This is a genomic window from Clostridium fessum, assembly GCF_027698965.1.
GTDB classification, from domain to species: Bacteria; Bacillota; Clostridia; order Lachnospirales; family Lachnospiraceae; genus Otoolea; species Otoolea fessa.
The window spans coordinates 50,782-67,538 of sequence record NZ_JAQEQF010000005.1 but is presented as its reverse complement, the minus strand read 5'-3'; the positions used below and the strand labels follow the sequence as shown (position 1 = coordinate 67,538).

Here is a 16,757-nt window from a genome sequence, read left to right as displayed (position 1 = left end):
TCCCACATTTTTGCTGCATTGGAATCCCTCCCTTCTTTAAATTTAGTAAACAAGCTTTAATTTGATTATATATTATCATCTTTGATTATATATGTCAATATTAAAAATATATTTTCATTTCAAATATACTTTCAATCTTTTCTACACAATTAAAAACTACTCTTTCGCCAGCGCCGCGAGCCCGGAAAGAATCTCCCGCGCCTTCACAAGCATCGTCTCGCAGTCCGTATGTTTCTGCCGCACGTCGCGGTAATAGAACGACGGCACATCACCCGTCCTGAAGGTCAGCGTGCCCTTATATTTCTCCATCAGCGCCGGAATGCCGGAGACGTCCAGATCGGCTTTCTGGTACATCTGAATCGTGATATCCTGCTTCTTTACATCGACCTCCACGACGCCCGCCTGATGAGCAAGCGCTTTTAGATCGGCGATCTTTAACAGGTTCTCCACCGAACGTGGAATCTCGCCAAAGCGGTCGATCAGCTCATCCTGCATATCCATGTACTCTTCCTGGTTCTCAATACCGGAAATCCGCTTGTAAACGTCGAGTTTCTGATATTCATTGCGGATGTAGGACGGCGGAATATACGCGTCGATGTCGCAGTCCACCACCGTCTCGAAGTCCTCGGCTTCGTTCTCACCGCGAAGTGCCAGCACCGCCTCGTTTAAGAGCTTGCAGTACAGGTCATAACCGACCGCCTGCATGTGGCCATGCTGTTCCGCGCCCAGAAGATTTCCGGCGCCGCGCAGCTCCAGATCGCGCATCGCAATCTTGATACCGCTTCCCAGCTCCGTAAATTCACGGATCGCCTGCAGACGTTTTTCCGCCTCTTCACGCAGCAGCTTGTCGCGCCGGTACATGAGAAACGCATACGAAGTCCGTCCGGAACGTCCGACGCGACCGCGGATCTGGTAGAGCTGCGACAGCCCCAGCCGGTCGGCGTCGTGGATGATGATCGTGTTCGCATTCGGAATGTCCAGTCCCGTCTCAATGATGGTCGTGGACACCAGAACGTCGATATTGCCCTCGACGAAATCCAGCATAATTTTTTCCAGCTCATGTTCGTGCATCTGCCCGTGGGCGAACACGACGTTTGCCTCCGGCACCAGAGCCGCCACATGGTTTGCCACCTCGTCGATGTTGTTGACACGGTTGTAGACATAATATACCTGTCCGCCCCGCGCCAGCTCCCTGTGAATCGCCTCGCGCACCATCTCGTCGTTGTACTCCATGACGTAGGTCTGAATCGGCAGGCGGTCCACCGGCGGTTCCTCCAGGACACTCATATCCCGGATGCCAATGAGACTCATATGCAGGGTACGCGGAATCGGCGTTGCCGTCAGCGTCAGAACGTCTACATTTTCCTTTAGTTTCTTGATCTTTTCCTTATGTGCCACGCCGAAGCGCTGTTCCTCATCGATGATCAGAAGCCCCAGATTTTTAAAGACAACATCCTTAGAAAGGACGCGGTGCGTTCCGATCACGACGTCCACCTGCCCTTTTTTCAGATCTTCCAGCGTTTTTTTCTGCTCGCCCGCCGTGCGGAAACGCGACAGCATATCGACCCGCACTGGGAAATCCTTCATCCTCTGCACAAAGGTATTGTAATGCTGCTGCGCCAAAATTGTGGTCGGCACCAGATACACAACCTGCTTCCCCTCCTGAATCGCCTTAAATGCCGCCCGGAGCGCGATCTCCGTCTTGCCGTATCCAACGTCGCCGCAGATCAGGCGGTCCATGATGCGGCGGCTTTCCATGTCTTTTTTGGTCGCCTCGATCGCCTCCAGCTGATCCTCCGTCTCCTCAAACGGGAACATTTCCTCAAATTCCCTCTGCCAGACCGTATCCGGTCCATACTGGTAGCCCTCGCTCCGCTGACGCGCTGCATAAAGCTCGACGAGATCCTTTGCAATATCACGGACCGCACCGCGCACCTTGCTCTTCGTCTTATTCCATTCCGTGCCGCCCAGCTTATTGAGCTTCGGCGTCCTGGCATCCGAACCGGCATATTTCTGGATTCCCTCCAGGCGTGTCGCCGGAAGGTAGAGATTACCGCCGTCGCGGTACTCAATCTTGATGTAATCCTTGACGACCTTGTCCTGCTCGATCTTCTCAATGCCCCGGTAAATGCCGAGTCCGTGGCTCTCATGCACCACATAATCGCCGATCGAAAGCTCGGAAAAGCTCTGGATTTTCTTACCCTGGTAGGAGGTCTTTTTCTTCTTTTTCCGCCCCCGTCCGCCGCCGAACATGTCTCCCTCGGTGATCACGACGAACTTAATCAGCGGATACTCAAATCCCCGATGCAGCTTTCCGTAAGTCACCAGGATTTCACCCGGTTTCACGGTGTTTTCGCCCTCATCCGGGCAGAAGGCACTTAAATCATACTCCCGCAGATCGCCCGCCAGACGGCTCGCGCGCGTCCGCGAACCAGCCAGCAATATCACCCGGTATTTTTCCTTCTTCCAGCGCGCCAGATCGCTGATTAAAAGCTCAAATCCATTCTGGTAGGAATTGACATTTTTAACGCTCAAACTGTATTTTTTCTTAACCGTCATGCCGGAGAGCTTCTGATCCAGCCCCAGCAGTAAAAGAGTGTGCGGGCGCATTGCCATCGCCAGCGTCTCCTTCGCCGAATAGAGAAAGGAAGTCTGCCCCGGAAGCAGATAGCCGCCCTCGAGACGGTGCGACATGCTCTCCCGGAACTCCGTCTCGGTCGTCTCTGCTTTTTCCTTCAAGCGCAGCGGCTCATCCAGAAAAATCGTCAGCTCATCGACTGGAAAATAGTTTAAAAACGACACTGTTTCCTTGCAGAAATACCGGATATAGCTTCCCAGCCCATGCACCCGGAAGCCCTCGCGAAGCCCCTCTAAGACCTCCGAGACAGCCGAATCCATCCGGTATGCCTCTTCCGTCTTCATGGCATCCCGGAGCTTTTTCACGTATTTTTTGCGTTCCTTCTCGATCGCCTCGGTTCCATCCTGTATCTGCTGTGGTGAAAGCGCCATCTCCGTCGCCGGATAGATCACCGCCTCGTCCACCTGCTCGATCGAGCGCTGGCTCTCCGGGTCGAAGGTACGGATCGAATCGACCTCGTCGCCCCACAGCTCGATCCGGTACGGCACCTCCTCCGTCAGCGGGAAAATGTCAATGATACCGCCGCGCACCGAAAACTGCCCTGATCCCTCAACCTGCGCGACCTTCTCATATCCCATTTCTGCCAGGGTGTGCGTCAGCGTCCCGACCTCGACCACATCTTCTGCCCCGATCGTGAGACTCCGCTCTTTCATCCACGCAAGCGGCAGCAGATGTTCCATCAGCCCGTCGATCGTCGTGACCACCACGCCGCCGGAGCTCTCCAGGACCCGCCGCATGACCTGAATCCGCTGTTTCGTCAGCAGGTTTCCGTGGATATCCGACGTATAAAACAGCAGATCCCTCGCCGGGTACAGCGAAATATCCGTATCAAAGCACCGGTAATCCTCACAGATCTCCCGCGCCCTCGAATCATCGTAGGTGACAATCAGCTTCCAGGGCGTCAGATCCGAAAGCTCGGACAGCAGATGCACCTTCTGCGAATCCAGGCATCCCGTGACAAGAAGCGGTCCCTGTCCGCGCTGTAAATCCGTCTTGAGATCCTGGAACTCGATCATCTCCTCTAACGGATTTGCAAATAAATCGCTCATTGTGTCTTGACTTCCTCCTTCCTCTCCGCCTTCTGCTTCTCTAGCTTCTCCTTCTCCCCGCGTGCCGCGCCGTTGAAATGGTTCATCGCCGCATCGACGCCCTCTGTCATCATATCCACGACTGCCGCCGCACCGTCCTTAAACGCCGTCGTCATCGTTTCGGCTTCCTCTTTCGGAAAATGTCCCAGCACATAGTCTGCCAGATCCATGCGCGCCGGCTTCTCGCCCACACCGATCCGCACGCGTGGAAATTCCTGCGTTCCCAGATGGGCGATGATATTTTTGATTCCATTGTGGCCGCCCGCGCTGCCTTTTTTGCGGATCCGGATGCCGCCCGGAACTAGGCTGATATCGTCATAAATCACGATAAACTCCGCTGGATCTACCTTATAATAATCCATCACCTGACGGATGCACTCGCCGCTCAGGTTCATATACGTCTGCGGCTTTACCAGAATGACCTTATTTCCCTCGATCACGCCTTTTCCGATCAGTCCCTTAAATGCTTTCTCCCGGACATCAATGTTATACTTGTCCGCCAGCGCATCCAGCGTCATAAATCCCACATTGTGGCGGGTTCCCTCATATTCTCTTCCCGGATTTCCAAGTCCTGCAATTACATACATAATTCTATTTCTCCCTCTTTTTCTATAGTATCAAAAATACCAGATTCTTCACTCATCGTCTTTCTCAAAAAGCCAAAACAGACACGACTTTAAGCGTTAAATCCTGAAACTGCCACTTTTTCAAGCTGTTTCAGGATCTAACGCACTTATTTTTCTGGATACTTTTAAAGTTACTGTTCACGGATAGGCACTTTTGGAATCGAAAGTGCCGTAAGTTTTGGGGTCGTGTAAATAAGAAGTTACTTTCCCTTCACAACCTCAACCGCCTTCTGCAGCTGATTATCCTTCTCCTCTGGAATCACGACTTCCTGCGCCGCCTCTTCATCCAGCTCCACCTCGAGATCCGGCTCGATGCCTTTTCCATGGATATCATTTCCATTCGGCGTATAATAATGGTCGGTCGTCAGCTTGATCGCGCTTCCATCCGAAAGCGGCATCAGCGTCTGCACGATACCTTTACCGAAAGTCTTCGTTCCGACGATCGTCGCCACGCCGTAATCCTTCATCGCACCGGTAAATACCTCCGACGCGCTGGCGGAATTGCCATTTACCAGCACAACCATCGGGATCTCCAGGCTGTGTCCATCCTCAGCGTCGTATGTCTCCTCCGTGCCCTTCTTATTTGCCACGGTCAGGATCCGTCCGCCATCTTTCAGGATATAATCCGCCATCGAGACAACCGTCGTCACCTCGCCGCCCGGGTTGTTCCGCAGATCGATGATCAGGCGCTTCATGCCCTCGCCCTGCAGTTCCTCGATCTTGGATTTAAACTGATCGGCAGTCACACGGTCAAACTCTGCAACGGAAATATATCCGATCTCTTCATCCAGCATCTTGCCTGACACCGTCTGCACATCGATCGGTCTGCGGGTCAGGGTGATATCCTTGTACTCGTCGCTATTTTCACGATAAACCGTGATCGTCAGCTGGCTGCCTTCCTCGCCCTTGACGTAATTATTGACCAGAAGCGACAGATCCATGCCAATCACCTCGGTGCCGTCTACCTTATAAAGCGCATCACCCGGAAGGATGCCTGCCTCCTCGGCCGGGCTGCCCTCAAAGACGCGCACGATCGTGCTGACGCCGGTCTGGACATTCTGGGATACCAGAGCGCCGATGCCGCAGTAAGAACCATTTGTCTCATCCAGGAAGCTTGTCAGCTCGTCCGGCGTATAGTAAACCGCATACGGATCATTTAAACCACTCAAAAAGCCCTGATAAATGCCGGCTTCCTCCTCGGATGTATCAATTTTTTCCTCAAACAGGTACTTTTTATCGATAATATCCTGTATCTGCTCCAGCTTTTTCGTGACATTCTCAAAATTGACCGGCTCCTGTGCCTGCGACGGTGTTCCCTCGGTCTGTACCTGTACCTGTGTCTGATTATCGATCACACGGCGTCCAAACATGTAAATCCCCGCCGAAGCACCGACCGTGATCAGACACACCAGTGCTGTCACCAGCACACCGACCATCACACCGCGCCAGAATTTATTTTTACTGTCCATCTCTTATGCCTCCTGATTCCTGTCTATTCCTTCCGGATTTGTAACTGTTCAGTACCTTCACAGTCACGCGCAAAAATCCATCAAAAATTGCCTACGGCAATGGGATTTTTGCCTGCTGGTCCATGTTTTCGTACGGTCAGCGCAGTAAATGCGCAGACCTACTGAACAGTTACCCGGATTTCATCTTTTGCAGCCACCTGATACTTTCCGCACTACGGACTTACATAGCTCGAAGGGTTTACATAACTTCCGTTCTTGCGGACTGCAAAATGCAGATGAGAACCTGTCGAATATCCGGTCGAACCTACCTTCGCGATCGTCTGTCCGGCTTTTACCGTATCCCCTGCCGATACCAGAAGCTGGGAACAGTGCATATACACGGTTGAAAGTCCATTTCCATGGTTGACCACAACATAATTTCCAGCCGAATAACTGTAGGTTGCAATCGAAACCGTTCCTCCGGCGGCTGCCACGATGCTGCTGCCGGTCGAAGCGCTGATATCAATGCCCTTATGGTTCGAGGACGCGCCCGCCGTCGGTGATTTACGTTTTCCGAATCCAGATGTAATGCGTCCGCTTGCAGGGCACGGCCAGCGCAGCGAAGAACTTCCCGTCGAAGTGGTAGTCGTACTGCCAGTATTCCCTTTCGCGGTCGAATTATTCGTTTTTCCCGCTGCGGCGGCTTTTCTGGCAGCTTCCTCTGCCGCTTTTTTCGCCGCCTCTTCCGCTTCCTTCTTCTTAATCTCCGCCTCCATCTGCGCGATCTTGGCTTCCTGCGCCTTGATATCGTCCTCATACGCTTTCGCCTGCGCTGATTTCTCGCCGATCTGCGCGTTGACGTTCTGGAGTTCTTTATTTTTCTCATTCAGGAGAAGCTGGACTGAATCCTGCTTTGCCTCCGTCTGCGTCTTCATCTCTTGCAGCTCCGTCTTCTCCGTCTCCAGCTTTTTCTTGCTGTCCGCGATGGACTCTTTCGTCGCCACATACTGGTCGAGCATCTTCCGGTCATACTCCGAAATCTTTGAAACATACTCTGCCCGGTTTAAAAGCTCCGAGAGCGAACGGGCTTCCAGAAGCAGATTTAAGTAGCTGCTATCGCCCTTCTCATACATATATTTGATACGCATTTTCATCGAAGCATACTGCTTTTTTTCAGTTTTCTGCGCTTCCTCCAGCTTTACCGCCGTCTCATTGATGCTTTTCTGCTTGCTGGAAATATTATTTTCCAGCTTCGTGACCTGCGACTGCAGATCATTCATCTTCGTGTCCAGCTCCTTGACATAGCTCTCGGTGTTACTTTTCAGACCCTGAAGGCTTTTGATCGCCTCCTCGGTCTTCTTTTTCTCCTGTTCCAGGGCGCTTTTCTTATCCTTGGCGCTGCTTACATCCTTTTTCGTCGCTGCCGCCACCGAGGTCAGCACTGGGGAAGACGCCAGCGCCGCCGTCACAAGGAACAGAGCCGCACGTATTTTCAATCCCTGTTTTTTCATGTTCTCATCCTTTTTACCGCAAATTTTCGCTGCCGCCGCATTCTCCTACAGCAGCCGCCAATGTTTCTTACACCTTTAAATGTCTGCGGATCGTAAAGAAACTTCCGACAAAACCGATTCCCACGCCCAGCGCCATCGCCACGGCTACCATGCTCGGGAAAATGGTCTGAATCGGGATAAATTCAATCAGGTTCGACAAGATATCAAACCGTTCCATCATATATACAACCGCCTGGCGGTACAGAAAATACGTGATCGCCAGCGGAATCAGCGCGCCAACCAGACCGATCATCACACCCTGTACAACGAACGGCGCACGGATCATGAAATTCGTCGCACCGATCAGGCGCATGATCCGGTTTTCCTCCCGCCTAAATGCAGCTGCCGTCGTGATCGTATTGCTGATAAGGAAGATAGCAACTGCCAGCAGAATAGCGATGATCACCCCCGACAAAAGTCCCAGCATCTTGTTGAAGCTTGAAAGCCCGGACGCCGTATCGCTCGAATAATTGATCTTCCGGATCCCCTGCACCGTGCCAAGCCATGCAACCATGTCATCCTGCATGTCAATGTCTTTCAGATAGATCTCGTAGGACGCCGAACCGGCTAACGGGTTGTCATCCGCAAATCCTTCTGCCAGATCCTCGACTCCCTTAAAATATTCTTTCTTAAAATTCTCCCATGCCTCCTCGGCAGAAACATACTTTACTTCCTTGACCTCATCGCGGGCGCGTATCTCATCCCCGATTTTCTGTATATCGTCCTCACTCATATCTTCATTGAAGAAAACCGTGATTCCTACTGTAGATTCTGCATTCCGCACCATATACTGTACGTTGGCAATCAAGCCAAAAAACATACAGAACAGGAAAATACATGCCGAAATAATCGCCACCGACGCCAGTGAAAACCAGATATTCCGGATGATATTGCGCATACCCTCCTTGGTGCAGTAAATCAATGTACTAATTTTCATGCCAGATACCGCCTTTTTGATCTCCCGTCAGCACGCCGCGCGTCAGCGTGATCACACGTTTTCCCATCTCTGCTACGATCTCCCGGCTGTGCGTTACCACAAGCACCGTCGTCCCGCGCCGGTTTATCTCCTCCAGAAGCTCCATGATCTCCATAGAATTATGTACATCCAGGTTTCCCGTCGGCTCGTCCGCCAGAAGTATCTCCGGCGAGTTGATCAGCGCACGGGCAATCGCAACACGCTGCTGCTCGCCGCCCGAGAGCTGGTTCGGGTATGCTTTATATTTTGAAGAAAGCCCTACCAGTCGGAGCATTTCCGGCACATTTTTCTTAATCTCACGGGGCGATACGCCGATGACCCGCTGTGCAAACGCGACATTTTCATATACTGTTTTATCCTTCAACAGACGGAAATCCTGAAACACCATTCCCAGCCGTCTGCGGTACTTCGGAATGTAGCGTCTCGGCATCTTTTCCAGATCCATATCGTTGACGATAATCTGACCGGAAGTCGGCTCCAGCTCCTTCAAAAGAAGCTTTAAAAGCGTCGATTTGCCGGAACCGCTTCGTCCCATGATGAAAACAAACTCGCCGTCCTGAATCTGAATATTGATTCCCTTTAAGGCTTTATTCCCCGTCTTGTACGTCTTGGTGAGATTTTTAACCTCTATCATGCGTAAATCCTCTTTTTCAATTCTCCAAATGAAATTGCTGCGGCAAAGGCAATCTTCCTCCCCGCCACAGCAATTTGGATTAATAATCCAGGTTTTCCATGTATTTCATATATTTTACAACCATCAGGGCAATCTTAAATGTGATCGCATCCTCAAACACCCGCAGATCCAATCCCGTGCTCTTCTGGAGCTTATCCAGACGGTATACCAGTGTGTTGCGGTGGATGTAAAGCTGTCGGGAAGTCTCTGATACGTTCAGGCTGTTCTCGAAGAACTTGTTGATTGTCGTAAGAGTCTCCTCATCAAACTCATCCGGCGATTTGCCATCAAAAATTTCCTTGATAAACATCCGGCACAGCGGCAGCGGCAGCTGATAGATCAGACGTCCGATTCCCAGCTTGCTGTATGCGACCACATTTTTGCTGCTGTAGAAAATCTTTCCTACATCCAGCGCCATCTTCGCCTCTTTATAAGAACGCGATACGTCCTTGATCTCGTTGACGATCGTACCGAATGCCACGCTGACACGTGTCAGTGACTCGGTATTGAGCATATCTACGATCGATGTGGCTGTCTTTTCCAGATCGTCGTACGTCTCGCCCGGCTTCACTTCCTTGACTAGAATAATGTTCTTCTCATCCACTGCCGTGATAAAATCCTTCGTCTTGGTCGAGAACAGGCTGCGGACGGTCTCAAGTGCATTCACATCCTTCTCATGCTGCGTCTCAATGATAAATACGATCCGCTTGACGTTCGTCTCGATGTGCAGCTTCTTCGCACGGTTATAAATGTCAACCAGAAGCAGGTTGTCAAGCAGCAGGTTCTTGATAAAATTGTCCTTGTCAAAGCGCTCCTTATAAGCTACCAGCAGGTTCTGAACCTGAAATGCCGCCATCTTGCCGACCATGTATACGTCGTCGCTTCCGCCCTTGGCAAGAAGTATATATTCTAACTGGTGATCGTCAAACACCTTGAAAAACTGATATCCCTGTATCACCTGGCTGTCCGCCGGAGAGTCTACGAAAGCCAGAATTGCACTCTCATATTCCTCAGCGCCAGTAAATGTGGATGCCAGCACCTTGCCTTCCGTATCACAGATACAGAGATCGACACGCGTAATTCCTTTTAACCCCTCAATGTTTGTCTGGAGTATCTGGTTCGAAATCATATTCCTCTCTCCTTTTCTTTTATCCTCCGTCCAGCTGTGTTTCCGGGTCTTTCAACCTGTCATTCCCCAAACCCGTTTGTTACCCCTCCGGCAATCTGTGCCTGTGGACCATAACCGTTCCCCATCTGAATCTTGGACGGATCTTTCCCTTTATTTTAAAGCAAAGTGACGAAAAAAAAAAGAGGGCGGACGAAAAAAAGTGAATTTTTTCGTCATTTTGCCCTCACACGCCGGGATTTTCACAGACTGGAACTTGTTTTTCCGGCGAAATTTTCCAAATATGCGATTCATTCTTATTTTGCTGCGATCGCTTCCATCTCCATCAGGACGCCCTTCGGAAGTTTAGATACCTCGACGCAGGAACGTGCCGGGCATGCGCCCTCGAAGTATTTCGCATAGATTTCATTTACTTTTCCAAAATCATCCATGTTCTGGATAAATACGGTGGTCTTTACAACCTGCTCCATGGAAGCACCTGCTGCCGCCAGAAGATTCTTTACATTGGTTAAAACCTGCTCTGCCTGAGCCTCGATTCCCTCCGGGATCTCGCCGGTTGCCGGATTGACCGGAATCTGACCGGATGCAAATACCATTCCATTTACCTCGATTGCCTGGGAATACGGGCCGATCGCTGCCGGTGCATTGGTTGTGCTGATTACTTTCTTCATGTCAAATCTCTCCTTTATCTTTTATTTTAAACGGATAGAATCTTCGTTTACCTCTACTTTTCCTTCTTTTAAAAGGTGTCCAACCGCACGCTTGAACGCGTTTTTGCTTAGATTAAATTCGCGGCGGATAATCTCCGGCTCCACGCGGTCATTGAACGGCAGAACGCCGTTTTTTTCTTTCAGACGTGCCAGCACCGCCTCGGCATCCGCATTCATCTGACGGTACGCCACCTCGCGCAGGCTCAAATCCATTTTTCCATCCTCGCGCACCTTCGTCACGCGTACCTTTAAAACCTCGCCCAGACGGCATTTTCCATACAGCTCACGGTTCGGAATCAGACCGAAATAGCGGTCTGCCACTGCCACGAACACGCCCAGATTTTCATTGATCTCATAGACGCGTCCCTCGGTCCACTCGTCCTTCTTGTACGGCGCATCACTGCAAAGATACGAATATACCTTCATCGTCGCCGCCAGACGACCGCTCTTATCGATATACAGCGCTACCAGGCACTCTTCCCCGGCGCGAACCGGATATACCTGCTCTTTAAACGGGAGCAGCAGATCTTTTTCCAGCCCCATATCGAGAAAGGCGCCGATCTTCGATACATCCTTGACCTTCAAAACCGCCGTCCCGCCCAGTTCCAGCTTCGGCATCGAGGTCGTCGCAATCAGGCGATCCTCGGAATCTTTATAAATAAATACCTTGAGCTTATCGCCCACTTTTGTGCCCTCCGGCACCTGTTTCTTCGGAAGCAGGACCGCCGCCGCGTCATCTTTCTTCTGTCCCAGATACACGCCGAAGTTTTTCTCCCGCACTACCATCAGTTCCTGTACTCTTCCCAGTTCAATCATGTCATTCGTCCTCTCTTTTCTGCCGATCTCTTTTTTTATTTAACGGTTGCATTTTTCATTTACTGGCAGACAATCCACGCCGAATCTTTCTTCGGCTGCAATGATTCAGTTTCTTCACTGCTACATACAAACTCTTTACAAACCAGTCCTTGCCAGCCACAAATTCGCATACACCTGACCTTCCGCATCCTGCAACGATACCACGTATCCTTCCGGCACCTGCGCCAGTTTCGGGTACATCACATTCCCAAGCACTGCCGCCTTCCGGTACTCCACCCGCAGTTCTCCGAGTGCAAAGTCCACAGGCAGCAATTCACGCGCAATCGCCACATACTGTGCATTGTTCACGTGCCGGTTCGTATCGAGATGATGGCGTTCCACCGTGACCGGTGCCGCCGTCTCATACGTCTCAGGCAGGCGAATTTTCTTCGGCGCTGGCGGCATTGCAAGCGGTTTATCTTCAATCTGGTAGCCCTCCAACTGGCTTTCCGGCACCCGCACCGGGCATCCTTTTTCCAGATCGTAGTAAAACCAGGTTGAATCCGCCCGCACCAGCGGGTTTCCCATCTCATCCTCGATCGTGAAATTCCGGTAGCCATAGATTCCCTTAAACCCATACGGCCAGGTCGAAATACGGATCCGCTCGCCAAAATGCGGCTGTCTGAGAATCTCTATCTGCCATCCGCTCAGCCACCACGCCCGTTTTTCCTCATTCAGATAGGAAATCCCGAGTTTCAGATCCTCCGACTGGAACGTCGAACAATCCTGAAGATAATTCATGATTCCCACTACAGAAAGATTTCCCTCTTCATCCGTCTCACTGTACCGGACCCGGCTGTCAAATGTATACATATCGCTCTCTTTTCCTTTCCGGCTTCCGGCTCCCCGCACTATCTCCGCGCATCCGCCATCTGCCGTTTCGTCCTATACTGCCTTAACATTCTGTCATGAAACTCATTATATCCGATTCGAACCACGTTGTCTACTTACAGACCCAGAATATTGCAGAATTTGCCGGACGCATGGCGCGGTTTCTGCCACAGCAGCCGCCCAAACAAAAAAAATTATCAAAAAAGCGAAAAAAGTAGTTGACGAATCTGTTTCCTTACAGTATAATACAAATCGTTCAATTCATTGGGCTATCGCCAAATGGTAAGGCAACGGACTCTGACTCCGTCATTTTCAAGGTTCGAATCCTTGTAGCCCAGCTAAAAAGCATTTGTTTGCCAAAGACGGCATGACAAGTGCTTTTTTTGTATTATGGAAACTCCCTCTGAAATGTTCCATAATACAACATTTTTCAACTCAATAAACCTCCATATGTTTGCGAAAAAAAAAGAAAAGAACCCCCGCTCCGGTCATCCCTCACAGCCGGCGGCAGGGGTTCTTTTCTATTTCCAAATACTCTTAATAACTGTATAGATCAGCCAAATCAGAAGAATCGGCCCCGCCAGATGAATCAGGATGGTGAAAATACCTCCGACCAGTGCAAACAGCACAAATAAGATCGCGATAACCACCACGCTGAGAATCACCTTCCAGTACCATTTGTTCAAATCGATGTAATGGAAGTTCGGCGGCAGACCGCTGTCGTCCCGCTCCGAAAAACCGCCGTTGTAGGAGGACGCTGTGCGCCCGCTCCCGGCAGCGTCTCCCGAAGTGTACGAACCGCCCTGGCCGGTCTCCCCGGCGCCCTCGCTGCTGTCGATAATGGTTTTCGCAATCAGGCGTGGGCTGCCGATCTCCTCGATCACTTCTTCCTCCCTGCGCCCTTTCGCCGCCTCCTGGCTGATATACTGATCGTAATAGCTTATGTTGCTCTGAATGACTGAAACCGAAACCTCGCCGTCCAGCGCCTCCCGAAGCTCCTGTAAAAACTCTGTCTTTCTCATCTTGTCTCCTTATTCCTCAAACCGTCCCGTTTCTCCCGTTTCACCCAGCCGAAAGAAACAAGCTTCCAGTTCCCGTCCCTTTCAACTGCCTCAGCGTATGCGCTCTTTCAAAAGTCCGCTCCGGTACGCTTTCAAGAGCTCTTTCAGATCCTCGATGCGGCCCGCCAGCTCCTTGCCCTCATCGGTATCCGCCACTGTGATGCGCTTCTGCATTTTCTCCACAATATATACCTTCGGCGTCCGCTCGCGCTCCGGGTCAAATGGCTTGTGTTCCGCAAGCGCGAGATGGTGCGAATTGAAAATCAACGTATATCCGGCGATTCCCGTCCGCTCCTGGTAGGCTTTCGACAGCCCGCCGTCAATGATGAAGAGCTTGCCGCCAGCCCGGATCGGTGTCTCTCCACTCTTAATCTTCACCGGCATATGCCCGTTGATGATATGCGAGCCCTTCGTCGGAAGTCCAAATTCCTTCAAAATCATATCGCAGGTCTCTTCTTCCTCACTGAGCTGGTAATACGGGTTCATCGTCTCTCTCATCACTTCCGGATCCTCGATGAAATAATGCTCAAAGCTGCGGTTTTTGTCCTTTCCAAATACCGGTGATTTCGCACCATTCCACAGATACCACATAAAATCGCGGCACGCCTCCTTCTCCGGCGCGTCCTCTGGAAGAAAATAGGCATTTTTAACCTGTGTGTCAATAAAATCCATCAATTCCTTGCCGCGGTACATCTTGCCGCCCACCATCAGACCGTCAAATTCCCGATTCTCCGTCATCGGGATACAGCCGTGATAGAGCAGGTTGGAATTGCAGCATTTATACATGCTTCCGTTGGAATATAGGAAACGGACATGCTCATGCAGCCGCGCATTGTGGCGGAACGACAGCTCCAGCGTGTGAAGCAGCTCTTCCTCTTCGTCCGTCAGCCGCAGCGGATCCGCCGGATCCACCGTCGGGAAATTCATGTCGCGCATCGGATACTCTTTTCCATCGATCGTGACCGTGCCGCGGTCATAACGAATCGCTGACAGAAGTATCCGCTCTTCCATCCCGTACTCCGGATGGCGCTTGATGATCTGCCCCTCTTCCTTATATTGTAACACCGCGATCGCCTTGTGCATCTTCGCCGCCAGCTTCGGATCCACTGCGTCGTAAATATTTTTGTCAAGAATCTGCGGCAGAAAACAGGTACACGGATCGTCCCGGTACACGCGCTCCGCAAACATCGACAGCGGGCGCAGGTTAATTCCGTAGCCGTCCTCCAATACATCAAATCCATTGTAACCGAGCGCCATACGCAAAACATTGCAGATACACGCCCGGTTGCCCGTCGCCGCGCCCATCCACGAAATATCATGATTGCCCCACTGGATATCCACATCATGGAAATGCATCAGTTCCTCCAGAATGATATCCGGTCTCGGACCACGGTCAAATATATCGCCCAGGATATGAAGATTATCGATCGTCAGACTCCGGATCAGGCTGCAGATCACGACAATAAAGCTGTCCGCCACCCGGACGTCAATCAGGGTATTGATAAGTTCGCTGTAATACTCCGTCTTATTGTCATCGGTATTATCGACATATAAAAGCTCATCGATCACACCCGAAAATTCCCTCGGCATCTTTTTTCTTACCTTGGAACGGGTGTATTTCGACGAAACCTCCCGGCAGATCTGCACCAGACGGTAGACCGCCGTCTTCTGCCAGTCCTCCGTGTATTCGTTCGCCTGTTTGATCTGATTGATCATTTTTTCCGGATAATAGATAAGGTTCGCCAGCCGTACCTCGTCCTCCTCCGAAATAATATGTCCAAATGTCTCGCGGATCTTCTCCCGGATAATACCCGACGAACTGCGGAGCAGATAAATAAACGCCTCATGCTCACCGTGCAGGTCACTGAAAAAATATTCCGTGCCCTTCGGAAGTCCACAGATTGCCTGTAAATTAATAATATCACTCGCCGCCGCCCGGATATTCGGATACTCCCGCGAAAGCAGCTTCAAATATGCTAAATCCCTCATGTTATCAGCTCCCAAACTGCGCTGTCTGCCCGGATATTGTTTTGACTCGTTATCGTCGCGTTGGCTGTAACTGTTCACAGGTAGGAATTTTCTGAACTGAAAATTCCGTACGATACAGTTCCGGCAGCAGATTTTGCCGATTTGGAATGCGTAGCATCGGCAAAATCCCGTTGCTGGGCACACGTGTGTGAACAGTAACCGTTGGCTTTGGGTAAACAGCACATTATCTACATTGCATTTGCCTTTTTGATAGATTTATAGTAGCATAGATTCAGATCAGGGTCAAAATATATTTTCGGCACTTTCAGTTCCTAAAGTGCCTACCCGTGAACAGAAACATTTTTTTCCATACATAAATACAGGAGGAACATTCATGACAGAACCACACACTCTCTACGTGTTTGGCACCGGCAACGCCACGATGACACGTTATTATAATACCTGCTTCGCCATCCGCTCCGGCGAGGAATATTTCATGACAGACGCCGGCGGCGGCAATGGCATCCTGCGGATTCTGGAAGAAATGCAGGTTCCATTAAACCGCATCCACCATCTCTTCGTGACACACGAACACACCGACCACATTCTCGGCGTGATCTGGATGATCCGGATGATTGGCACTGCCATCAAAAAGGGAAATTATGAGGGAATTTTTCATATTTACTGCCACGACGGGCTGATCGACACGATTCAGACCCTCTGCCGCCTGACACTCCAGAAGAAATTCTGCGACCTGATCGGCGGTCCGATCCAGCTTATCCCGGTTTCTGACCGCGAAACCCGGCAGATTCTCGATATGGAGGTCACCTTCTTTGACATTCATTCGACCAAGGCGCGCCAGTTCGGCTTCCGCGCCGTGCTGCCGGACGGCAAGATCGTCTGCTGCCCGGGCGACGAGCCGCTGAACCCGCTCTGCGAAGAATTTGCCAAAGGCGCCGACTGGCTCTTCCATGAAGCCTTCTGCCTCTACCGCGACCGGGAAATCTTCTCCCCTTATGAAAAACATCACAGCACCGTCAAAGACGCCTGCGAACTCGCCGAACGCCTCGGTGCGCGGCATTTGATTCTGTGGCACACTGAAGATAAGACTTATCCGGAACGCGCCGCTTTGTACCGCGCTGAAGGGGAAGCATATTATCACGGGGATTTACTGGTACCGGAGGATGGGAGTGTGATAGAGCTGTGA

Annotated in this window: 13 protein-coding genes and 1 tRNA gene; 2 read left to right on the top strand and 12 right to left on the bottom strand. The window is 51.1% G+C overall.

Features of this window, described 5'->3' with window-relative positions; all coding sequences use genetic code 11:
• Nucleotides 1-156: 156 nt before the first annotated feature.
• The 10 genes from mfd to PG862_RS07915 form a co-directional block, all read right to left on the bottom strand.
• Nucleotides 157-3,687, bottom strand: a complete 3,531-nt coding sequence (gene mfd / locus PG862_RS07960) for a transcription-repair coupling factor (protein WP_270707046.1) — start codon at nucleotides 3,685-3,687, stop codon at nucleotides 157-159.
• Complete coding sequence (pth, locus tag PG862_RS07955) at nucleotides 3,684-4,313, bottom strand: aminoacyl-tRNA hydrolase (protein WP_270707044.1); 630 nt, start codon at nucleotides 4,311-4,313, stop codon at nucleotides 3,684-3,686. Before pth ends, mfd begins: the two co-directional genes overlap by 4 nt.
• Nucleotides 4,314-4,552: 239 nt before the next feature.
• Nucleotides 4,553-5,821 (bottom strand): S41 family peptidase, encoded by a 1,269-nt coding sequence (locus PG862_RS07950; RefSeq protein ID WP_022359888.1) that lies wholly within the window; start codon nucleotides 5,819-5,821, stop codon nucleotides 4,553-4,555.
• Between the two features lie 212 nt (nucleotides 5,822-6,033).
• Nucleotides 6,034-7,311, bottom strand: coding sequence for a murein hydrolase activator EnvC family protein (locus tag PG862_RS07945; protein ID WP_107001481.1), 1,278 nt, complete (start codon nucleotides 7,309-7,311; stop codon nucleotides 6,034-6,036).
• A gap of 67 nt (nucleotides 7,312-7,378) precedes the next feature.
• On the bottom strand, nucleotides 7,379-8,287 hold the full coding sequence (ftsX, locus tag PG862_RS07940) for a permease-like cell division protein FtsX (protein ID WP_118293415.1): 909 nt from the start codon (nucleotides 8,285-8,287) through the stop codon (nucleotides 7,379-7,381).
• Nucleotides 8,277-8,960, bottom strand: coding sequence for a cell division ATP-binding protein FtsE (gene ftsE, locus PG862_RS07935; RefSeq protein WP_022359885.1), 684 nt, complete (start codon nucleotides 8,958-8,960; stop codon nucleotides 8,277-8,279). The genes ftsX and ftsE overlap by 11 nt, the downstream gene beginning before the upstream one ends.
• 79 nt (nucleotides 8,961-9,039) lie before the next feature.
• Nucleotides 9,040-10,128, bottom strand: a complete 1,089-nt coding sequence (locus PG862_RS07930) for a PucR family transcriptional regulator (RefSeq protein WP_107001479.1) — start codon at nucleotides 10,126-10,128, stop codon at nucleotides 9,040-9,042.
• Between the two features lie 293 nt (nucleotides 10,129-10,421).
• The gene (locus PG862_RS07925; RefSeq protein ID WP_118293414.1) at nucleotides 10,422-10,796 is read right to left on the bottom strand and encodes a RidA family protein; all 375 of its coding nucleotides are present in this window, start codon (nucleotides 10,794-10,796) and stop codon (nucleotides 10,422-10,424) included.
• 21 nt (nucleotides 10,797-10,817) lie between these two features.
• A complete protein-coding gene (locus tag PG862_RS07920) occupies nucleotides 10,818-11,651 on the bottom strand; it encodes a CvfB family protein (protein WP_022359882.1) in 834 nt (277 codons plus the stop codon).
• Between the two features lie 135 nt (nucleotides 11,652-11,786).
• Complete coding sequence (locus PG862_RS07915) at nucleotides 11,787-12,503, bottom strand: acyl-[acyl-carrier-protein] thioesterase (RefSeq protein ID WP_118293429.1); 717 nt, start codon at nucleotides 12,501-12,503, stop codon at nucleotides 11,787-11,789.
• Between the two features lie 283 nt (nucleotides 12,504-12,786).
• Between PG862_RS07915 and PG862_RS07910 the strand changes: the two genes are divergently transcribed.
• A tRNA-Gln gene (locus PG862_RS07910) sits at nucleotides 12,787-12,859 on the top strand.
• A 183-nt stretch (nucleotides 12,860-13,042) separates the two neighbouring features.
• Here PG862_RS07910 and PG862_RS07905 read toward each other — a convergent pair.
• The gene (locus PG862_RS07905) at nucleotides 13,043-13,543 is read right to left on the bottom strand and encodes an HAAS signaling domain-containing protein (RefSeq protein ID WP_118524728.1); all 501 of its coding nucleotides are present in this window, start codon (nucleotides 13,541-13,543) and stop codon (nucleotides 13,043-13,045) included.
• A gap of 90 nt (nucleotides 13,544-13,633) precedes the next feature.
• Nucleotides 13,634-15,571: a fructose-1,6-bisphosphatase gene (locus PG862_RS07900; RefSeq protein ID WP_118472935.1), complete on the bottom strand. Its 1,938-nt coding sequence runs from the start codon at nucleotides 15,569-15,571 to the stop codon at nucleotides 13,634-13,636.
• Nucleotides 15,572-15,944: 373 nt separating this feature from the next.
• Here PG862_RS07900 and PG862_RS07895 point away from each other — a divergent pair, with 373 nt between their 5' ends.
• Nucleotides 15,945-16,757 (top strand): MBL fold metallo-hydrolase, encoded by an 813-nt coding sequence (locus PG862_RS07895; protein ID WP_118673409.1) that lies wholly within the window; start codon nucleotides 15,945-15,947, stop codon nucleotides 16,755-16,757.